Annotated in this window: 14 protein-coding genes, 1 tRNA gene and 1 CRISPR repeat array; of the genes, 2 read left to right on the top strand and 13 right to left on the bottom strand. The window is 45.0% G+C overall.

Going from position 1 to position 22,816, the window contains the following annotated elements:
• Positions 1–29: 29 nt before the first annotated feature.
• A CRISPR array of direct repeats spans positions 30–8,259; the repeat unit is 32 nt; unit sequence GTTTCAATCCACGCACCCGTGAAGGTGCGAAC.
• Between the two features lie 244 nt (positions 8,260–8,503).
• From cas2 to JMX75_RS04225, 11 genes are all read right to left on the bottom strand, one after another.
• On the bottom strand, positions 8,504–8,794 hold the full coding sequence (gene cas2, locus JMX75_RS04175) for a CRISPR-associated endonuclease Cas2 (RefSeq protein ID WP_181210936.1): 291 nt from the start codon (positions 8,792–8,794) through the stop codon (positions 8,504–8,506).
• Between the two features lie 50 nt (positions 8,795–8,844).
• On the bottom strand, positions 8,845–9,876 hold the full coding sequence (cas1c, locus tag JMX75_RS04180) for a type I-C CRISPR-associated endonuclease Cas1c (RefSeq protein WP_181210935.1): 1,032 nt from the start codon (positions 9,874–9,876) through the stop codon (positions 8,845–8,847).
• A 63-nt stretch (positions 9,877–9,939) separates the two neighbouring features.
• Positions 9,940–10,566: a CRISPR-associated protein Cas4 gene (gene cas4, locus JMX75_RS04185; RefSeq protein ID WP_181210934.1), complete on the bottom strand. Its 627-nt coding sequence runs from the start codon at positions 10,564–10,566 to the stop codon at positions 9,940–9,942.
• Between the two features lie 86 nt (positions 10,567–10,652).
• On the bottom strand, positions 10,653–11,549 hold the full coding sequence (gene cas7c / locus JMX75_RS04190) for a type I-C CRISPR-associated protein Cas7/Csd2 (RefSeq protein ID WP_181210933.1): 897 nt from the start codon (positions 11,547–11,549) through the stop codon (positions 10,653–10,655).
• Positions 11,550–11,597: 48 nt separating this feature from the next.
• A complete protein-coding gene (cas8c, locus tag JMX75_RS04195) occupies positions 11,598–13,736 on the bottom strand; it encodes a type I-C CRISPR-associated protein Cas8c/Csd1 (protein ID WP_181210932.1) in 2,139 nt (712 codons plus the stop codon).
• On the bottom strand, positions 13,733–14,467 hold the full coding sequence (cas5c, locus tag JMX75_RS04200) for a type I-C CRISPR-associated protein Cas5c (RefSeq protein ID WP_181210931.1): 735 nt from the start codon (positions 14,465–14,467) through the stop codon (positions 13,733–13,735). The genes cas8c and cas5c overlap by 4 nt, the downstream gene beginning before the upstream one ends.
• A gap of 65 nt (positions 14,468–14,532) precedes the next feature.
• Complete coding sequence (locus tag JMX75_RS04205) at positions 14,533–14,805, bottom strand: hypothetical protein (protein ID WP_181210930.1); 273 nt, start codon at positions 14,803–14,805, stop codon at positions 14,533–14,535.
• Positions 14,806–15,041: 236 nt separating this feature from the next.
• Positions 15,042–17,681, bottom strand: coding sequence for a CRISPR-associated helicase Cas3' (gene cas3 / locus JMX75_RS04210; RefSeq protein ID WP_201531187.1), 2,640 nt, complete (start codon positions 17,679–17,681; stop codon positions 15,042–15,044).
• Positions 17,682–17,940: 259 nt separating this feature from the next.
• Positions 17,941–18,081, bottom strand: coding sequence for a hypothetical protein (locus JMX75_RS12910; protein WP_227673070.1), 141 nt, complete (start codon positions 18,079–18,081; stop codon positions 17,941–17,943).
• Positions 18,082–18,105: 24 nt separating this feature from the next.
• Positions 18,106–19,302 carry an Arm DNA-binding domain-containing protein gene (locus JMX75_RS04220; protein WP_201531189.1) on the bottom strand — a complete coding sequence of 399 codons (1,197 nt, stop codon included), beginning with the start codon at positions 19,300–19,302 and terminating at the stop codon, positions 18,106–18,108.
• Positions 19,303–19,313: 11 nt separating this feature from the next.
• Positions 19,314–19,529, bottom strand: coding sequence for a hypothetical protein (locus JMX75_RS04225; RefSeq protein ID WP_045447035.1), 216 nt, complete (start codon positions 19,527–19,529; stop codon positions 19,314–19,316).
• Positions 19,530–19,646: 117 nt separating this feature from the next.
• On the opposite strand from JMX75_RS04225, the gene JMX75_RS04230 reads away from it, so the two are divergent.
• Entirely contained in the window at positions 19,647–19,874 is a 228-nt protein-coding gene (locus JMX75_RS04230) for a helix-turn-helix domain-containing protein (RefSeq protein WP_181210928.1), read from the top strand.
• Between the two features lie 229 nt (positions 19,875–20,103).
• Here JMX75_RS04230 and JMX75_RS04235 read toward each other — a convergent pair.
• A tRNA-Val gene (locus JMX75_RS04235) sits at positions 20,104–20,180 on the bottom strand.
• A 296-nt stretch (positions 20,181–20,476) separates the two neighbouring features.
• Between JMX75_RS04235 and JMX75_RS04240 the strand changes: the two genes are divergently transcribed.
• On the top strand, positions 20,477–21,454 hold the full coding sequence (locus JMX75_RS04240; protein ID WP_201531191.1) for a glutathione S-transferase family protein: 978 nt from the start codon (positions 20,477–20,479) through the stop codon (positions 21,452–21,454).
• Positions 21,455–21,708: 254 nt separating this feature from the next.
• Here JMX75_RS04240 and hemB read toward each other — a convergent pair whose 3' ends face one another.
• Positions 21,709–22,716, bottom strand: a complete 1,008-nt coding sequence (hemB, locus tag JMX75_RS04245; RefSeq protein ID WP_201531192.1) for a porphobilinogen synthase — start codon at positions 22,714–22,716, stop codon at positions 21,709–21,711.
• Positions 22,717–22,816 lie beyond the last annotated feature (100 nt).

Consider the following 22,816-nt stretch of genomic DNA (forward strand, 5'->3'; position numbering starts at 1 on the left):
GATTGGGGAGAGAATGAACAGTGTTGGGAGTTTCAATCCACGCACCCGTGAAGGTGCGAACCTAAAGCCTCGGTTAACCTATTATGCTCTATGAAGTTTCAATCCACGCACCCGTGAAGGTGCGAACCTTGATTGGGGAGAGAATGAACAGTGTTGGGAGTTTCAATCCACGCACCCGTGAAGGTGCGAACCTAAAGCCTCGGTTAACCTATTATGCTCTATGAAGTTTCAATCCACGCACCCGTGAAGGTGCGAACATACGTATACTCCCCTACTGTTGCTAATCTGGTGTTTCAATCCACGCACCCGTGAAGGTGCGAACAAGCTCGCTTGCTCTTATGCGGTCAATCTCAAGCGGTTTCAATCCACGCACCCGTGAAGGTGCGAACCATGTAGGACTGTTCGATGGCTGCCCGTTCTGCTGTTTCAATCCACGCACCCGTGAAGGTGCGAACGCCATTGCGTGCATCATTGAGTGGTCGTTGGTGTTTCAATCCACGCACCCGTGAAGGTGCGAACGCTTGATAATAATCAAATAGTGTTAATGGGTGAGTTTCAATCCACGCACCCGTGAAGGTGCGAACGCTAGATATGAGGCATTTGAGCATATAAGCGATGAGGTTTCAATCCACGCACCCGTGAAGGTGCGAACTCATTGGCTTATGCTAGCCACAAAAGAGTGTGAAGTTTCAATCCACGCACCCGTGAAGGTGCGAACCAGTGGTTAATCTGCTGTTTAGCGGTGGCGCGATGTTTCAATCCACGCACCCGTGAAGGTGCGAACGCCATCTTTATAATCCTTATACGGTAACTTTACGTTTCAATCCACGCACCCGTGAAGGTGCGAACGTAGTGGGATTATCGTTTTTATCAAACATAGCAGTTTCAATCCACGCACCCGTGAAGGTGCGAACATTTGAGAAGCATAAGGCTGGCACGCGAACAATGTTTCAATCCACGCACCCGTGAAGGTGCGAACGACGTTGTTTACGCGCATCCTATATCTATGTCACGTTTCAATCCACGCACCCGTGAAGGTGCGAACAAGCCTAGCAGCAGATGAGCAAATGCTACTTAAAGTTTCAATCCACGCACCCGTGAAGGTGCGAACAAGCCTAGCAGCAGATGAGCAAATGCTACTTAAAGTTTCAATCCACGCACCCGTGAAGGTGCGAACCTGTACTTCTGCTGTACGTTCTAAAGCTGTAAGTTTCAATCCACGCACCCGTGAAGGTGCGAACCACCCTTAGTACGGACTTCTAATCCACCTAGGCGGTTTCAATCCACGCACCCGTGAAGGTGCGAACAATGGCGCAAGTGACGCAAGTAAAAACGAGTATCGTTTCAATCCACGCACCCGTGAAGGTGCGAACTAGTAAGTTACTTTGAAAGTAAAGGGGCTATTAGTTTCAATCCACGCACCCGTGAAGGTGCGAACATCTGTAAGAGATATTTATGGTGAAGCATGGGGTTTCAATCCACGCACCCGTGAAGGTGCGAACTGATTCTGAATAATCATTACTTAGAATCACTAGGTTTCAATCCACGCACCCGTGAAGGTGCGAACTATCCGTAGTTACCGTGGCGGTGAGACCTATGGTGTTTCAATCCACGCACCCGTGAAGGTGCGAACGATAGTTACTATACCAGCATGGCTTCTCAAGCGGTTTCAATCCACGCACCCGTGAAGGTGCGAACAGCTTCTACAGGGTGGCAGATAAGAGTTAGAAGTTTCAATCCACGCACCCGTGAAGGTGCGAACCTAGTATCCTTAATCTGTTCATACTGATTAAGTAAGTTTCAATCCACGCACCCGTGAAGGTGCGAACCGAGTACAAACAGCGGATGCAGCGAGAGTTTAACGTTTCAATCCACGCACCCGTGAAGGTGCGAACTATTCACTACACGCAAGTTAAGCGACTATATCAGTTTCAATCCACGCACCCGTGAAGGTGCGAACGCTTCTAATGTCCTTCCTATGCAAAGGTAGCTAGTTTCAATCCACGCACCCGTGAAGGTGCGAACCACGATCTCAACCACCGAGAGAGCGGACGGCAAGGTTTCAATCCACGCACCCGTGAAGGTGCGAACTCGTACCTCGCTGGCACGTCGCGCCCCACGTATCGTTTCAATCCACGCACCCGTGAAGGTGCGAACAAAAATGGTGCTGCTACTGTCAATCTATGGCAAGTTTCAATCCACGCACCCGTGAAGGTGCGAACAATCCCAAGAAGGGCTTGGCAAGCATCAGGTAGCGTTTCAATCCACGCACCCGTGAAGGTGCGAACCTGCATCGTACTGGGTGTATTCACTTGTACCACGTTTCAATCCACGCACCCGTGAAGGTGCGAACATAAGCCATACAACGCCCATTACTAGCCATTATTGTTTCAATCCACGCACCCGTGAAGGTGCGAACAAATTTGTACAGAACATAACAGTAAATATGCAGGTTTCAATCCACGCACCCGTGAAGGTGCGAACGCCGACACTGACGCAAAGTTCGCTTTGACCAATAAGTTTCAATCCACGCACCCGTGAAGGTGCGAACACCACCTCTTTAAACTATTCTAAACATGATTTAGTTTCAATCCACGCACCCGTGAAGGTGCGAACTAAAGGTAGTTTACCTACGTCTTTACTAATTAAAGTTTCAATCCACGCACCCGTGAAGGTGCGAACGATGGTGGGTGTTGTGACTGCCATTCAAGAAACGGTTTCAATCCACGCACCCGTGAAGGTGCGAACTGACCAGCGCTGCGGTATTATCGCGCAGGACAAGTTTCAATCCACGCACCCGTGAAGGTGCGAACAACGCTATTACAAGCCCTACAGCAGCTATTAAAGTTTCAATCCACGCACCCGTGAAGGTGCGAACCTGAATCAGTTTAGTTTTGATTCAGATTGATATTGTTTCAATCCACGCACCCGTGAAGGTGCGAACTATCAGCTTTAGATATTGCTAAATCACGTAATGTTTCAATCCACGCACCCGTGAAGGTGCGAACTTGGTGAGGCGTTGCAGCAGTTGATTGATGAGGTGTTTCAATCCACGCACCCGTGAAGGTGCGAACATCCAGCGGTCTTGACCATTCATGTGCTGCAAGTTTCAATCCACGCACCCGTGAAGGTGCGAACTTGGTCCAGCGCTTAGAGCAATCATAGGTTATGAGTTTCAATCCACGCACCCGTGAAGGTGCGAACGCAGATAGATTATATCTTTGAGACTTTGGATCAGGTTTCAATCCACGCACCCGTGAAGGTGCGAACCAAATTACCTTCAGCATCACATACGCTATAGATGTTTCAATCCACGCACCCGTGAAGGTGCGAACCGTAGACCCTTCAGGGCTAGGTACTTTTAATACAGACCTAGTTTCAATCCACGCACCCGTGAAGGTGCGAACCGTCCTGATTCAGACTTGCGGCGTATCACACGCGTTTCAATCCACGCACCCGTGAAGGTGCGAACAAATGCCCCGCAAGCCTGAATAAAAATATTCTAGTTTCAATCCACGCACCCGTGAAGGTGCGAACTTAAGCGTCAAGTCATTAATGTCGCAGATGCAACAGTTTCAATCCACGCACCCGTGAAGGTGCGAACGAAGATTCGGTTCTTAGATTATGGAAAAATTATGTTTCAATCCACGCACCCGTGAAGGTGCGAACTATAATTAATAAGAATAATAAATATGAGTATAGTTTCAATCCATGCACCCGTGAAGGTGCGAACTTGAAACTACCCGCTATTAAAGCAAAACCGTTAGTTTCAATCCACGCACCCGTGAAGGTGCGAACCATGCTGGAAAAGTAACAGGCGCAAGCTTAGGTGTTTCAATCCACGCACCCGTGAAGGTGCGAACTAGGTGAGCATGTCAATTGGTAGTGGTCAACATGTTTCAATCCACGCACCCGTGAAGGTGCGAACGTTCCTTTTGCCACTACTGGTGACGTTGGTCTTGATGTTTCAATCCACGCACCCGTGAAGGTGCGAACTTGATATGGCTTCTCGTTGTGTTGAGCCTGATGTTTCAATCCACGCACCCGTGAAGGTGCGAACCACCATCAAACCAACAAAAACCGTAACCATACCCGTTTCAATCCACGCACCCGTGAAGGTGCGAACCGACATACAGAACACAAGATTGAGCAGCAGTTGTTTCAATCCACGCACCCGTGAAGGTGCGAACGTATTAGTAGACCATTCAGGCAATGTATTCTACAGTTTCAATCCACGCACCCGTGAAGGTGCGAACCAAATTACCTTCAGCATCACATACGCTATAGATGTTTCAATCCACGCACCCGTGAAGGTGCGAACGCTAACAGCAAGACTTATCGAGATAGCGTGTGGGTTTCAATCCACGCACCCGTGAAGGTGCGAACTTGCAGCCTTATCAATCACCAAAGCGCCATTTGCGTTTCAATCCACGCACCCGTGAAGGTGCGAACCATCACCGTCTATCTCATTTATGATCTCGAATAGTTTCAATCCACGCACCCGTGAAGGTGCGAACGGTAGGTCGATAGCTTGCCGTCCTGACCAAATTGTTTCAATCCACGCACCCGTGAAGGTGCGAACGCGATAGCGGCTTTGCTTACTTCCCATTCATGTTTGTTTCAATCCACGCACCCGTGAAGGTGCGAACAAAACGTCCTGCGTGATATACCGTTGTCTGCGTGTTTCAATCCACGCACCCGTGAAGGTGCGAACGTACCGATAAGCCCTACTATGCAGATATTATTAGTTTCAATCCACGCACCCGTGAAGGTGCGAACCAGCTAGAAAAACAAACTGTGTCGCTACAAGACGTTTCAATCCACGCACCCGTGAAGGTGCGAACTGCATAGCTTTAGTTTTTGCACGTACTGAGACAAGTTTCAATCCACGCACCCGTGAAGGTGCGAACCGCGACGAGCGCGATAGTATTTTTCGCAACATGGTTTCAATCCACGCACCCGTGAAGGTGCGAACTATGAGTAAGATGAATTTGCCAAGCGTACCAAGTTTCAATCCACGCACCCGTGAAGGTGCGAACATCAAATCCTTGTCTAGGTGGTAGCCCATCTTGGTTTCAATCCACGCACCCGTGAAGGTGCGAACGCCTAAAAATGATTATTGGTTTATCCGAAGGTGTTTCAATCCACGCACCCGTGAAGGTGCGAACATTCAGGCGGTAAGATTGCAGGTTTTGGCTTGATGTTTCAATCCACGCACCCGTGAAGGTGCGAACTTTACCGCCATGCTGTTACCTAGTGCCTTATATCGTTTCAATCCACGCACCCGTGAAGGTGCGAACGCGATGTCATCGGCGTATCTGTTGAATATGTGATCGTTTCAATCCACGCACCCGTGAAGGTGCGAACAAAAAAGCGTCGTCGCCTTCCGTGTGTAGACCAGTTTCAATCCACGCACCCGTGAAGGTGCGAACATTAAACAGCCTAAATTGTGAGGTGCGTATGCAAGTTTCAATCCACGCACCCGTGAAGGTGCGAACTTTAAACGTCACCTCTAAGCCCGTAGGCTCATGAGTGTTTCAATCCACGCACCCGTGAAGGTGCGAACTGGCGTGTAAATGCGTCGATTAAGCGCGTTAAGCTTGTTTCAATCCACGCACCCGTGAAGGTGCGAACGAGCGATACGACACCAATCAATTCACGGTTGATGTTTCAATCCACGCACCCGTGAAGGTGCGAACCGAAGCTATTTTGGAGCTGGCGTGATGAGCAGGTTTCAATCCACGCACCCGTGAAGGTGCGAACGCAAATCATGGTTATAGTCGCACAGAGATAACAGGTTTCAATCCACGCACCCGTGAAGGTGCGAACCAAGACCTATAAGCAATGGTATCCTGTAATCAAGTTTCAATCCACGCACCCGTGAAGGTGCGAACCGATACTGGTGTGGAGTTCACAACCTTTAATCTGTTTCAATCCACGCACCCGTGAAGGTGCGAACTGTGGATATTCGCATCAAACAGCTACCATTTGTTGTTTCAATCCACGCACCCGTGAAGGTGCGAACGCTTTTAGCGGTACAACCCTGGTGTATTTAGCAGGTTTCAATCCACGCACCCGTGAAGGTGCGAACGGTCAAAAGCATCTCCTATCACGCCAGCGACTGCCGTTTCAATCCACGCACCCGTGAAGGTGCGAACTCTTAGACTATATAACAAGCAAGGGGTAAGGCATGTTTCAATCCACGCACCCGTGAAGGTGCGAACTGACAGCCTTAACGAATACCACGGCTCATCAATAGTTTCAATCCACGCACCCGTGAAGGTGCGAACCGAAACGGGTGATGCGCCTTACAAGAACTGCGAAGTTTCAATCCACGCACCCGTGAAGGTGCGAACTCTCGCTTGCATTAAAACCATCTAGGTGTGACTGTTTCAATCCACGCACCCGTGAAGGTGCGAACTAGGGTAACGCCATGAACTTTACAGGTTATATGTTTCAATCCACGCACCCGTGAAGGTGCGAACGTTGCGCCGTTCCCCGTTCCCGGATTAGGAATCTGTTTCAATCCACGCACCCGTGAAGGTGCGAACTAATGAATACCTAGCAAGTGATATTAGTGATATAGTTTCAATCCACGCACCCGTGAAGGTGCGAACGCTGGCATGGCACATTGTTAGCCGTACTACTGGTGTTTCAATCCACGCACCCGTGAAGGTGCGAACTAATTACTAAGGGCACTAATACCGTTGTAGATGTTTCAATCCACGCACCCGTGAAGGTGCGAACATGCGCGTTACTGTTTCGCTAACTGTGCGCTGGTTTCAATCCACGCACCCGTGAAGGTGCGAACTGTTTTATTGGTGTCTGTTAGTGCATCAATCGGTTTCAATCCACGCACCCGTGAAGGTGCGAACGTAACGATACAATTCGAACGACATTGGGTCGCCACCGTTTCAATCCACGCACCCGTGAAGGTGCGAACGGCTGGGCGTATCAATATTGCCGTTGGTGAGACTGGTTTCAATCCACGCACCCGTGAAGGTGCGAACCGCTGTTTTGGTATTCGTATTCGCTCTCTAAGCTAGTTTCAATCCACGCACCCGTGAAGGTGCGAACCAGCTAGACCAAAGCGTGTTTGATGGGCTAGATGAGTTTCAATCCACGCACCCGTGAAGGTGCGAACGCAATCGTAAGTAACAAGGGTTTGCAGCAGCGCGTTTCAATCCACGCACCCGTGAAGGTGCGAACCAATGGACAGATAAACAATCAGGCGAAAAGCGAGTTTCAATCCACGCACCCGTGAAGGTGCGAACCTGAACGCTTAAATGCTTCTTAGCTTCATTTAGGTTTCAATCCACGCACCCGTGAAGGTGCGAACCGTATCTCAATAGCGTTTCCATTAGTGCTCTGCGGTTTCAATCCACGCACCCGTGAAGGTGCGAACGTTATGCTTTTTGCTGCACTATCTGCTATTAGTGTTTCAATCCACGCACCCGTGAAGGTGCGAACTAACATCAAGCCTTTGTTTATCATCTTGGCGTGTTTCAATCCACGCACCCGTGAAGGTGCGAACATTACATCAGGTAGTGTGGTATTTGGTTGGCTAAGTTTCAATCCACGCACCCGTGAAGGTGCGAACGCCTGTTTGGTCGATACCGTCAAACACTTTGTGCTGTTTCAATCCACGCACCCGTGAAGGTGCGAACCTGTCTAAGCGTATTGTCGTTCTGCTGTATGCCTTGTTTCAATCCACGCACCCGTGAAGGTGCGAACGAGTTTCATATATCACCTAAATTGGCATGAGTTGTTTCAATCCACGCACCCGTGAAGGTGCGAACAAACGCAGCAAGCAGCCCTTGATAACATACTGATGTTTCAATCCACGCACCCGTGAAGGTGCGAACGGTAATTATGGCAGCCGTATCTAAAGCAGCGGTGCAGTTTCAATCCACGCACCCGTGAAGGTGCGAACGGTTGGCGCTGTCATTGGCGGCGCACGTTATGCAGTTTCAATCCACGCACCCGTGAAGGTGCGAACTTTGCGCCTAGCGAGTTACCCGCATAGTCCCAACGTTTCAATCCACGCACCCGTGAAGGTGCGAACGTAATACCTACTCGCAAGATTCAGCCACAAATAGTTTCAATCCACGCACCCGTGAAGGTGCGAACGTAAGCGAATGCAGACAGCCAATAAGATACTAGTTTCAATCCACGCACCCGTGAAGGTGCGAACTAAAGCAAGCCTATATCGACCAAGCCAATTTTAGTTTCAATCCACGCACCCGTGAAGGTGCGAACTGCCTATGGTCTAAGTCACTAATAAGGTTAAGAAAAAACCTTGGAATTTGCGAACGTCTAAACCACAAGCGAATTTGGCAAGTAGTACACTCACTAAATTTTTATTATAAAAAAATAAAGGTAATAAAATCAGGTTGTTAAATAGCATTACGCCTCTTTTGCGAGTCTCTTAGAGATTTTATGTACGCTATAGGTTCGCATTGACCTTATTACGGTCAAATAATAGATTTTATGATAACAACCGCTAAAATAGCAGTACATCGTTTAAGTCTAGCACAGGTTTTGCTCCAATGTGTTCCACTTTATTCCGCCAGTTTTTACCAAGATAATAATAACGTAAACTATCTACATCATGATTAATAATGTCCTCAAGCTTAGCTTTAAGAGTAGCCCACTCCGCAGGATTGACCTCGATTTCAAATACCGAATATTGCACCCGCTGCCCAAAGTTTAGACAGTGCTTGGCTACGTGACGTAACCGTTTTGCAAAGTTTGCATCTTCTGAGCAGATGTCATAAGTCACCAATACCATCATAATATGAATCCTTTTTATTACGTTTATACTTACTGTTTTTATAATTATCGTTACTTCCACAAAAACGGAATATAAGCATCAATATCGCCCCTGATATGCCGCGCCATAATCGTGGCCTGCAAATGCGGTAGCAATCCAAACGGTACGGTTTCCTCAAACCAATCATGATAAATGGTCTGCTGCTTACGGTCATGCCATGCCTTAAAAAAGGTTTGCCGTGCCTCATCTTTAAGCCAGACCGCGCCGCTTGCCTCTGTTTTAAAATCTGACTTGCTCAGCTGCTTTTTATTGACCAGCGATAATACAAACCGATCAACAATAGGGCGGAACTCTTCGACTAGATCTAACGCTAGTGAAGGACGACCAGGGCGCAGCTGGTGAAACACACCGCAAGCAGGATCAAGTCCGACCGTTTCCAGCGCACTGCGACACTCATGGGTCATCAGTGTATAAGTAAAAGACAGCAGCGCGTTCATCGCATCAGTCGGCGGATTACGCGTCCGTTTGGCAAAATGAAAATCAGGATTACGAATAAAATGAGGAAACACACTGAAGTAAAGGCTTGCCATTTCCCCTTCGCGACCTAGTAAATCAGGTAAGTTTTCGGCCGCTAGAATTTTATGCAGTCCGCGTTCAAGTCGTACTTGTACCGACTCTAAACGATCAACTATATTTTCATCTAACCCAGATTTATAATCCCGCAGATAGCGGCGCACCACTTGACGCTGATTGTGTACTTTACCCAAAATAATACTATGACAAATCGGCTGCACCCGCGCCGCATCATCACTAATGCGATACTGCTCACGGCGCAGCAGCACATTACCACTGACCGCGCCCTCAATACGCGCTTGAAACTTGCCATAGCGATTGAGATGCGTAATGGTCATCGCGTTGTCGGTACAATGTGCCATAAGTGCTGGTGAAATTGAGACTTGCCCGAAACAAACAATAGCCTCCAGCTTATGAATAGGTACACGACCTTTGACTTCATGATCAATATTCATAACGACGTTTTCGCCTTGCTTATTCAGCCATGCGCCTTGGGTTTGCACAAATAGTGTGTTTTTTAGTGGGCGCATGAGTATCCTTATCTAGGCTAAAAAAGTAGTTAAATTAGCAGTAAATTAAATAGTGAAGCAATGCTAATCCTCTAAGCTCAGATTGATTTTTTTGTTCAACCAAGCTTGAGCATTTTTATTAAAAATCTTTGGGTGACAGATATCTTTAAGCGAGCAATTTCGGCATTTATTGGTGCTATAAGTGGGCTTTGGCGTCTGTCCGCTCTCTATAATATGACGGCACTCGTTAATCGCATTTAAGGTAATTTGCCGCAGCTCATCATCAAAATCTACCGCGTGACGGCGGCGCGTTTTGCCATAAAAAAGTGCGCCTTTGGAAACAATACAGTCGTGCATGTCCTCCAAGCACAATGCTTGCGCGCACAGTTGCACTTCATCGGCGCGGTGTGATTTGGGCTTACCGCGTTTATACTCAATAGGGAAGGGCACTTGGATGCCGTCGTCATCAGTATGATATTCAACCACATCCGCCACGCCCTCTAATCCCAGTGCGTCATGACCTAACCGCAAGGTACGCACGGTTTTAATATTACCGCGCGTATCATGCCCGCCAGAGTTGACCTTTTCGTGCATGACTTGCCCTTCAGCGGTAAACAAGTTCTCCTCCCACGCGCATTCCAGCTCAATTAGGGCAAACTGACGCGGGCAAAAGAGATAGTGTTGTAGGCGAGATAGGTAGAGGGTTTGCATAATGATTTTACTCTCTATTAAGTAATAGGTTTTAAGCAAACTTCACTATGTAAAGCTTGCTCAAATATCTAAAAATTAATGACAGCTTAAAACCCTTCAATAATCTCAGGCGTTAATCCTGCAAGCACCGATGTTAACGCTGCCTCATCAAACGCGCCTTTATCATCAAGCAGTTCTTTTAAACTACGATGTACTTTTGCAGAGGAGTATTGACCGGATTTGCTACTATGCTCCCACCAAACGACCTTTTTAACTTGCATGCTACCTTCAGGACGCGCTGATGACGCATCGCCTTCAAACAGCTTTGGTAAAATCTCTTTTAGCTTTTCAGCATCGGCATCACTGAATCCGGTACGCTCTGCCAATTGTGGGGTGATAGCACCATAAGTCACATAGATACCTTCGTCAACGCGGTGCTTCATGCCCATAGTGTCGCTACCTTTTTTGGTGCCATCGCCTTCACCGCTGACGCTCTTGGTAATTTGGGTACTGGTAATATCGACAGGCTGTAAGCTAAACGCAGATTGAATGGTGACAGGACCGCGAATAGGAATAGATACGCCATCGGCATTTTTAGCATCGGCTTTAAAGGCAAATACTTGACCAAAAGCGCGCACATCAAACCATTTATCACAGGCTTTTTTTGCGGTTTCATCACGTTTGGCTTCGATATTTTCTTTTTTATCGGCTTCAAACGCGCCTTTACCTAAGCCAACTATTTCATCATAAGCACGGTTTTTTAGGCTGGTCATGCCGTCGGTTTTTTTCTCATCAGATTGGATAAATATCGCCTCGCCAGACTCTTGCAAACGGTCACGAATTTTACGTTTTAGGCAAACGTCAGTGATTTCACCATTGCCTTCAAAGTCCGTGCGGGGACGGTTGCCGTTTAAAGGGTCGCCATTGGGGTTGGCGTTGGTTACGCCCATGATGATGGCAAAGTCGATTTTATTATTGATAGGGTTTTGAGTAGAGGCGGTCATACGGTTTCCTTTTATTAGGTTTTAAATACAGATATTTAAAAGTTTAGATTAAGCCGTTGCATCAGTGTTTTCTAAATATTTTTCGTCTTGACGATTCTTTTTTGCTTGCTGCTTATCCAGTTTTATTTGCATTTTTTGGCTGTGATAACCCAGTAAAAACTCACCTGACAAGGCGGCATCATTGGTAAAGTCTTCAACATTAAATAAGCTCATGATTTGGTCAATCAAGTCTTGTTTATTAGCCAGATAACCGCCACGATTGGACTTTAAGCGGTTCTCATAAGGCTTGAGTGCCAGCTCGATATTGCGCCATGTGGTAAAGGGGCGATTGGCAAATTGCTGCATGTAACGCTGCGCGGTGGTATTGCGTTTTTCGCCTGCTATAAATAACGCTAGGCTCTCGATATCTTCAGCAACGGCCAATAGGCGACCATATAAATAATCACGGCTGGTATAATCGGTTTGTAATGCCACGGTATAGCTCCTTTTTTTAGATTCTGATTGACGCAAATAATAGCCACGGTATAAGGCACAGGCGACGCCAATAGCTTGCTCCCATTCCCATTTCTCTAATGCCAGCGGATTGCAAGCGCGTTTGATGGACAAATCGACCAATTGCCAAGGAAACTGCCTTGCCGCTCCCTCAACGATACAAGGCAGTACTTGCGAGACGACCTGTTTTTTTAGCGCATCAGACAGACGCGCGCCATAAGCCACTTGGGCAATTTGCTTGGGCGTTGGTGCTTTGAGCGTTAATTTACGCTCACCACTGTCAGGATCGGCATAAGTGAAATACCACGCAAATTGCTGATGCCAAGATTCTAGCGCGTCAATATAATCGTTTGGCATACTCTCGTGATAATAAGTGACCGCCATGCGTCCAGGGGTCGCCGCCTCCAAAGTTATGATAGAAATCTGGTCATGCGCGGCAAGCTTTTGCCGGTAACCTTGCATGGTGTTGTTTAAATGGGTAGCAAATAAATGACCTAGATTGTTACTGTGCTTAAAGGGTAAAGGCGCTTTTTCATCTGTGACAGCGCTCTCTTGCTCGCTGTCTTCATCATCTTCACTGTCCATATTTTCAAATTCGTCAGCATCGGGCGCTTCAAAATGTATCTGCTCACTTTGTTCAGCGTTTTCGACCACATCAAAAACCGTGCTCTTATCCAAGGGTTCTGTTGGCTGTAGCGTGTTTGTGCCAGAGATTGCCCAAGCGACGACCGCTTGTCCTGCCTCCTCGCGCCCTTGACGTGTCAGTAACCAAGAGAGCGCGGCATGGGCTTTTTCGGTGACCACGGCACTGATATTCGCGCCTTGTAAGCCTTGCGCTTTGATAGAAGCTTTATTGTCCGTAAAGCGTCCTAAAAAGGTAAAGCTGTCCATATCATTGGCGGAGATGAGCTTGGCATTGGTCGCACTTCGCAAAATACGATTGGGATGTTTGCTGGCAAGCGGTCGGTTTTGACCGGTGATATAACAAAAGCCATCTGTGCTATCAAGGGTGGCATAAAACTGCTGCCATGACTCAAATAAGCTGTCATCTTTCCACGTTTCAGCTTGGCTTGATTTGGCTTGACTGCCCAATTCGCTATTGATGACTTGCCACGCAACAAACGCCGCGCCTTGGTCAAATACGCCCTTATTCTTATTCAATGAGGATAAAATACTGTCTGGATAGTCGCCAGCTTGCGCAGGATACGCCAGCTTTTCATTGTCATCTGGATCTGCAATCAACACTTTAGCGTTAAGTAAATCTTTGACCAGCGTACCTTTTTGGACATAATTTAGCACCGCTTGTGCCTTTGGATGGGTATAGTTTGACTCACACCAAGTAGAAAGCACTTCTTCGTATAGAGGATACAAATCAACTTTACTACCATCACTATAATTATGGAAATCTTTAGCCACATATTGCAATTTGTCTGATAACGGATGGGCGACTGCGCCCGAAGTGCGGTTAGCAGAATCGTTAGTCGCAGGAATGGCAAGGTATTTGGATTTGACTTTGCCGCTATCCTCTCGGCAGATTTCTGCTCTAACAAAGTCGCCTTTATTATTGATGGTGGCGATGATTTGTATGTTTTGATTGACGTGGTAATAAGGCATCAAAGCATGATCTTGCGCTTGAATCTCTTCATTTTGGCTAGCCAGCTCATACGTTTGATATAACCGCTGTAACCAACTCATAGCGTCGCCTCCGTTTGGCTGACTGACTCAATATTGTCATCAAGCGTAAAACTTTTGGCTGTCATTGCGCGCACAAAGCGATTGGGCATACCATTATTGCTATCGGCAGCTAAATCGTCCGTCGGCTTGGGAAACTCCACAACGCCATGCTCCATCACTGCCCGAAAAAATCGACTGTGTAGCTCGTCTACGCCAGTTTCATCAGGATAGGCAAAGCTATGAAACATCAGCCCATAACTTAGCTCCGGCGTATCATCATAAGCACCTTTACCATTACCAAATTCGCAAGGTTCAATATAGCCTTGGCACTCTCTAGCACCTAAAAATATATCTTGGCGACCGCCTTTATCCACCATACGCTGAGCGATGCTATAGTGCTTGCCATCAATACGATCAGCGGCAAGTTCTGGGCGGTGCATATTCCATTCAAAATGTGCTTGCACTTGATAAGCGACATCATGCAAGTAAGTGTAATAAGCCAAATCATTTTCATCTTTGTGAAACTTGATGGGCTTCATGCCTTTGGTTTGGGTGCGAATGGGATTTATCACCCGTACTTTATCGACATACCAGATGATGGAGGGTTTCCAATAAATGCTTTTGCAGACCCCTTTTAGCGCTTCATACGTTGGCAGATGATAGCTGGTTTTTTCACCGCCAATACGAGTGATGGGATCGGTAAATAGAGCATGTCGTCCGGTGAGTAGAAATTCGATTTTATTTTCTTTCATATCATGTCAGTTCCTTTTAATGAATAATGCAAGCCTCCAAAACGAAGCTTGCATTACTAGTATTTCTAATATGTTAGATTAGCATCTAACCAGTCGATTACCTTTTTTGAGCCAAAACCAGAATAAGGTTTTTTCAATGAAATTATCCAAATGTGGTCATTAGAATCTAATAAACTTTCAAATTGTGAGTACACTTGATTTGGTGCTAAGGAAGTTGAGACTGCGTAACTTGACTCTGAAAGCCTAGCCCATCCATTAAAAGTCTTTATTTTGTCAAGAATCTTATCATGCTCTTGACCAGGTGCATTTAAGTCGTAAGTGATCAGTAGGGCTGCCATAATCGTTTTCCTTTTGATAGTAAGCTAACAGAATCTTAGAGAATAAAAAACTTCGTAAAAGAAAATATGTATATATAGAAAATTACCTTCAAAACGATAATAGCGTATAATGGATCACTTCATCAAGCTATTTTTATTTAAAATCTTGATGTGGATTGAAACGTAAAGGAAAATATGAGTATATTTGCTCGGCAATGACTGTCTTACCACGGTCATTGCCATTTTCATATCAACTGCTACATCCCAAAATCCACAAAATTAAGCTTGCCTGTTCCTGCGATATCTATCCCCATATGCTCATCATAAAACTGCTCATTTAACGTCAAAATACCGGTGTCTCTGACCATAGCAATGGCCTTATCATCTTGTAGTTTTTGCAGCATCCAAGGGAACACATTGACACTATATTGCTGAGCTTTATGGACTAGTTTATAAAATTCACCATCGCTGACGAGTGTACCGTGCAAGTCATTAATCAGCTCAACACCTGCTTTATGATAAGGAACGATGATCGCTTGCGTTGGCGCATCAATCGCCTTAAATGCGCGTCCTGCATCCATAAAAGACTGCCAAAGTTTTGGATATTGACCGTTTTTGAGCCTATTTGGATTTTCATTATTGACGACAGGGTTCGTAGTGTTGTTACTTAACCAACCATATACGGTCTCAGCACCAGAGGACTTGCCACTTTGATTTTTAATCGGATAAGCCATCTCTTTTGTCGCATGTTCTGTGGTATAAAATACATTAAAAAACTCAGTCATGATGTCGGGGTCGAGTAGGTGCTTGCCCTCATTTTCAGGCAGTCTTAAACTGTGAAGAATATCAGACGTTTTATTTCTACCCAGCTCGATAGTTGGCAATTTGCTCAGATTTTCTTTATCAGGGCTGACGATGAATACTTGTCCCCTTAAAGAAGCTCCTGTCCCATTACCCATCTCGCCATGACGGTTACAACGTCCAGCGGCTTGCGCGATACTGTCGAGTCCTGCCAAAAACCGAATCACAGACTTAAATGAAACGTCCACACCTGCTTCTATCAATTGCGTTGAGATGACCAAGGTCGGCAGACCTTGGTCTAGCCGACTTCTAATCTTAGCCAATAGGTCTTTACGGTGGCGCGCGCATTGTCCCGTACTCAAATGAAATAGCTCATCTTCAGCTATAGAGGTCGATAGCGACTGATACAGCTGCGTTGCCCACGCTTTGGTATTTACAATCACTAAGGTGCTGGCATACTCCTGAAAGTTGTCTTCAATATAAGCTGTTAAGTTGTCTAAATCTCTAAGTGTTTGAGTGTGGTCGTGGATGTCCACGCGTTTTAGGGTGTCAAATAATGTGGCTAACTGCTCGCGATCGCCAATAATTTCTGTTGAGGGGTTGAGACTGCCATTATGCGCGATGGGAAGATTGTCTAGCACTGGTTGCGTCGCCGTACATAGCACCGCTGTAGAGCTAGCATGACGGGTTAAAAAGTTAATGGCATTACAAAATAGATAATAGCAACTGATGGGCAAGGTTTGAATTTCATCAAAGATAAGTACCGCGCGGCTTAACTGATGTAAGCGCCGAACGCCTTTGGTGCCGCCACCAAAACAGCTTTCTAAAAACTGCACCATCGTGGTAAATACAATCGGCGCATTCCAATTGTCCATAATTAGCTTACTTTGCCATGTCTGTACATCAGGCTCTAGGTTTGAGTGTTGCTCTAATACCCAGTCACCCACATAGCTGCCATCAGCTTGCTTTTCCTCTAAAACTTTGCGAACTTCAGCGGCGTTTTGCTCAATAATGCTGGTAAAGGGGATAATATAGATGATACGTTCAAGGTTGTGTTTTTTGGCATTTTGGAGCGCAAAGCGTAGGCTGGCAAGTGTTTTGCCGCCGCCCGTTGGCACGGTTAAAGTATAGATACCTTGTGCTTGTTGACCGCTAGCATAACAAGTATCCGCAATATGAGTGCGCTGCTCGTTAATAGGGTTATGGGGATTGTTTTTTGCTTGATTGGCAAAATCCTCATACAGCGCTTCCACTTTATCTATCGCAGTCTGCCAATTTGGGCGCTGATAATCTAATAGATGCGCTTGGTCTGGATGCTCAAAAGCGATGCTATTACTACGATCGGCATCAATCAGACAGCTAAACAGCAGACGCGCATAAAAGCCAATGTAAAAGTCTTTTTGTTTGTCTTTCGAGGATTTATCGTTTAATACATTAGCAATCGCCTTGCTAAATTCACCAAGCGCTTGATTATTAACTTTGGCATTTAGGTGAGCAAATAACTGATTATAGCGGGCATTGGTGAGAGACTCTTGATAATGAGATTTGCCCTCGTTTTTTTCCTTACGGTTTTTAAGGTATTCATTGCCTTCTTTATCAATGACATTGACCATGCCGCTATGATGGGAGGCGACACAAATGAATAAAATATCGGCAAGCAGTTGCCCTTGACCGATGGTTATTTTTTCTTGAGTAGTATTATCGATTCGGCTGGTTGATAAGCCTTTGAGTTGTTTATATAAATAAATTGCGCCAGCGGTAGAATGGTCTACCGAACCTTTTGTAGGTTTATTTTGTAGTTCTAAAGCGTCAAAATCATCGTCTACTGTTTTACAACCAGTTTTTAATCTGTCATGCGCAGCACACAGCTTAATATATTCCTGAAATTCTTGACTGTATTTGCCCAAATCATGTACCAGTCCAATCAACTCACCCGCTAATGGCAAACCAATCTTAGTTGCCAAGTTTTTGGCTATCTGTGCTGTGCCGGTTAAATGGTCATAAAGTGGCTGCTCGCAACCGTCGCTGGCACGAACATGCGCGATAAAAGTATTACCAGCAACTATCGAACAATTCTGCTCATTATCATTATTCATATTCAATTATTAATCCAAACAAATGTCTTTTAGACTCTACCTGAGTTTATCCTTTCTCGCAATAAGGATTTTTACAAAGACGACAACTAATGACGCATAAGAAAACCCCAAACAGCTCCTTGCCATTTGATGTAAAAATACACAGCCAGTTAATAGGTGACGAGTATCAGTTCATTAATAATCCTGATAGTCTACTCTTAAGCTCATTACGCATATCATCTATCAAATAGTCAGGTGTTTTATCCAGCTGCCGCTGTACTTAGACCCTCAAAGCGCGATGCTTATCAAAGCAGACATCCACTTCCAAAAAACGCGCCAATCCTGATCCACTTAGGATATGCATGTCACGAATCAATCGATTAGCGATAACATTGGCATCTTGGCTTAATTGACCGCGCATGCAGTTTATCGTAATCAATGATTTTCACTGTGACGTCTCCTTGCTAGTAGAGACTGGTGCAGTCTGACTGCGAATAACCAAAGCCTCAAAAGCGCTGCCATCTTGACGGGTCATATTCGGCACATAGCGACTGTAGGTATTAAACAGCATCTTAGTGGTAGAGTGTCCCATTTGACTGGCTATCCATTCAGGACTCTCACCTGCTGCTAACCATAGCGTCGCTGCCGTATGCCTTGTCTGATAAGCGTTGCGTGTCTTGAGTCCTAAAAGCCTAAGCGTGGGATGCCATACTTGTTTATTGATATTGTTATAATGAAGCGGCGAACCAGTATGGGCACAAAACACATACTCTGAGCGCTTATAAGTGATGGCTTGCTGATCTTTTAAAGCATCAAAAACCCAAGGTGACATTTGAATCGCTCGATAAGACTCTTGCGTCTTAGGGGGAACCATTTTGCCTTTAACCAGCGCCTGCTTGATCACTATTTCGCGACGATTAAAGTCAATATTCTCCCATGTTAATCCATCAATCTCACTCGTACGCATACCAGTAAAAAAGCGCACCAAGTAATAATTACGATAGTCTTCCCTAACGCCATTGATGAATTTCCAGACTTCCTCCAGTGTAAATGGCTGAATATCAGTTTTAGGCTCTTTGAGCGACTTAATGTCATCATAAGGGTTATCAAACTTGTAGCGTTTAGCGTCTTCTTTTAGTATCATACCTAAAGGTACCATTATCGAATTGATGCGTGCTGCTGACAGATGTTTGTTAGCTTTTCCGTACGTTACTTTGGCGAGCGATGAACGGAAGGCTAATACATCTGTCTTTTTTATTAGATGAATGGGTCTAGTCCCAAACTCAGGCAATAAATACATATCAATGATCTCCTGTATTTTACGTTTGTAGGTATCGCGCCACTCAATTTCTTTTTCAGAAAACCAGAGTGTGGCAAACTGCTCAAAAGAAGGAACGTTAGTATTAATACATTCCTTACGATCGTTTAATGCAACCATCTCTGCTGCTTTATCACTTTTAGGAAAGTACTCAGCATAATTAAAAATACCCAATCTGATTTTTGCTTCCATATTCAAAATAATATCTTCGAGCTTCTTACGATTTGCTGGGGTATCTATCAGGTTTGTCGTCTCCCGACAGCGTTTTCCCATGTAGTAAAAATCGACTACAAGTCTGCCATATCTAGTTCTAATGCTAGCCATCATACTTCTCCTTATTGTAGTGCCATGGCGTTGATGCTACCGGCAATGCCAGTGCGCATATCTTTTTCAATTTCTTCCCAGATGTATAAAATCTTACGCCCTCCAAAAGGACGTATATAATGAATCCCTTCAATCAGGACGCTATCCTTAAGCTCGTTACGGATAGTACGAGGATTGTATTTGATAAGCTCAGAAAGCTCTTGGGTAGTCAGGTAGGTATGTGACATAATATGTTCCTTATATAAAGTTTAATCATAATGGTACTTTTAGATACCATAGTTGTAATTTACCATGTATTTATAACTATACAAGTACTTTTTATAACTATAATTGGAGTTTGCAAGATGATAGTTAATCACCTTCCTACTTTGTTAGCTGAAAGAAGGCTAAAAGTAGCGGATGCCGTACGAGCGACAGGAGTGAGTAAAACGACATTACATAAGATTTATAATGACCAATCGTCAAGAATTGATTTCGATACTATAGACAAGCTTTGCGAGTATTTAGAAGTAGGAGTAGGAGATCTTTTTGAATATGTAACAGAGGTTGAGCCAGAGGATATAAAAAAATAGACGTTAATCTAAAATTCAGAGTAGAGGTCAAAAAGAGGGTTTTTGGTTTAGATATTTTTGAAGGCTGGTCACGTTTTGGTCACCATTTGGTCACCGTCGCTTTTTTGAGCAGTTTTATAGAGCTTAAATACTTGTGATTATAGAGCGATACCAATAAGGATTTTCCCCTACAGCCCATATTTTACAGGCAAAAAAAAGCCCCAGTCGTTAAACTGGGGCTTTCTAAATTTGGTAGGCATAAGCAGACTCGAACTGCTGACCTCTACCATGTCAAGGTAGCGCTCTAACCAACTGAGCTATACGCCTATTTAGGTTGAGTATTCTATCAAGTTCCCACTATTTTGCAAGCCTTTTTTCTAATAAAACTGCCTTATTATTGTGATCTTGCGATTTAGCTTTGTATCGACAGTCAAATAAGGATTTTTATGTAGTTTTAATTGCTATAATAGAATTATCATTTAGTTTTTATTGTCAATAGCGATAAGTCGCTTGGTACTGGGCAGTCTAGTAATACTATTGCAGATAATAGAAAAACAACTCTGATGATAATCGAATAGTATCTAATAAAGTTAAGTTAACAGTGAAAGGGTTAGGAGCACCGTATGGGCTTATTGGTCGATGGGCACTGGCAGGATAAATGGTATGATACAGCATCTAGCGGTGGACGCTTTGAGCGAGAAGATGCAGGCTTTAGAAATTGGGTAACGTTAGATGGTAGTGTTGGTCCATCGGGTCAAGGTGGCTTTCAAGCCGAAGCCAACCGTTATCATTTATATGTCTCTTTGGCATGTCCATGGGCAAATCGCACCACGCTTTACCGCAGACTCAAAGGTCTAGAAGATATTATTTCGATGTCTGTGGTTCATCCTTTTATGGGCGATAAAGGTTGGACGTTTGCAGAGGATGTAGGTGTTGTCGCTGACCCTATTATCAATGCAAGTTATCTATATGAAGTTTATCTCGCGGCAAAGCCAAATTATACGGGACGGGTGACAGTACCGGTATTATGGGATAAAAAGACCAATACCATTGTCAGCAATGAATCCGCTGAGATTATTCGTATGTTTAACTCAGCTTTTGATGACGTTGGGGCAGTAGCTGGCGATTTTTTACCATCCGATGCGATAGTAGAAATTGATGAGATAAATACGTTTGTTTATGATGCTATCAATAATGGCGTCTATAAAGCTGGTTTTGCGAGCACGCAAGCTGCTTATACAGAAGCGGTCGTTGCGCTATTCGCTGCGCTAGATACGTTAGAGGCGCGCTTGGCAGACCAACGTTACTTAATAGGTAACACAATAACTGAGGCGGATTGGCGCTTATTCACGACCTTGGTGCGTTTTGATGCCGTTTATGTTGGACATTTTAAATGTAATATTCGCCGCATCGTTGATTATCCCAATCTTTGGGGCTATCTGCGTGATTTGTATCAAGTATCGGGTATTAAAGACACCGTGAATATGGAACATATCAAAGCACATTATTACACCAGTCATGCAACGATTAATCCAACTGGAGTGATACCGGTTGGTCCTATTATTGACTTTGATAAGCCGCATGGGCGAGCACATTTATAGAGTGCTATTTTATAAAATGCTGTTTGAATTTTTAGGATAAAGAAATAAAAAACCGTACCCGCTGCTATAAAGTCGCGGGTACGGTTTTTTTAGTATAGTCGGTCCTAAATAAAAGAAATACAAATATAATAAGGTACTACTGGGGTTAATTTTTCTTGCTTGTTGTGCCTACGCAGACAGAGGCTGCGAATAATTAGCCCTAGTAGTTCTGTACCCTTTTAAAAGTGGATTAACTATATATAAATATGCTGAAATTAAGCGTTATTCAGCTGTCTTGCCGCTTCTAATGCAAAATAGGTCAAGATACCATCAGCGCCAGCACGGCGGAAGCCAATTAATGACTCTAAAATGACGGCATCAGTAAGCCAACCGTTTTGAATCGCTGCCATATGCATGGCATATTCACCAGAGACTTGGTATGCAAACGTTGGTACACCAAAGGTGTTTTTGACTTCACGGATTAAATCCAAGTATGGCTGACCCGGTTTAATCATCACCATATCCGCGCCTTCATTGATGTCCATGGCAACTTCGTGTAGCGCTTCAGCACGATTACCAAAGTCCATCTGATACTGCTTCTTATGCCCACCTTTTAAATTGCCCGCACTACCGACCGCATCACGAAACGGACCGTAATAAGCAGAAGCGTATTTTGCTGAATACGCCATGATAGCGGTATTCACAAAACCTTCAGCTTCAAAAGCATCACGCATGGCTTTGATACGACCATCCATCATATCGCTAGGAGAGATGATGTCGGCACCGGCGCGGGCGTGAACCAATGCCTGCTTGACCAACACCTCAACCGTTGCATCGTTTACGACATAACCTGAGTCATCCAGCAAGCCATCTTGACCGTGTGAAGTATAAGGGTCCAATGCCACATCGGTCATGACGACCATCTCTGGCACAGCATCTTTGACCGCTTTTACCGCACGCGCAGTGAGAGCGTTTTCATCATAAGCAGACCTACCATCAGGGGTTTTTAGTGAGTTATCAATTACTGGGAAGATATCGATGGTCGTGACGCCTTCACTTAACAAGTCTTTGGCGTGCTTAATGAGCAGGTCTATCGACAAGCGCTCAACCCCCGGCATACTAGCGATTTTTTGACGCTCGTTAGTACCTTCCAATACAAAAACGGGCGCGATAAAGTGCTTGGGATGCAGCTCAACTTCACGAATCATCGCCCGTATATTGTCGTTATAACGCAAACGACGTAGGCGAGTTTCAGGGAATTGGCGGTTAAAAGTATAAGTCATATTGTTTCCTTATCTGAATGGCAATCACGGTTATTTTTTTAATTACTGAGATTTTTAATGAGGTCACTACTAAGGTTTTTAAAAAGGTACGTCACACAAT

It is taken from the genome of Psychrobacter sp. LFX-11D, assembly GCF_904846475.1.
GTDB lineage: Bacteria > Pseudomonadota > Gammaproteobacteria > Pseudomonadales > Moraxellaceae > Psychrobacter > Psychrobacter cryohalolentis.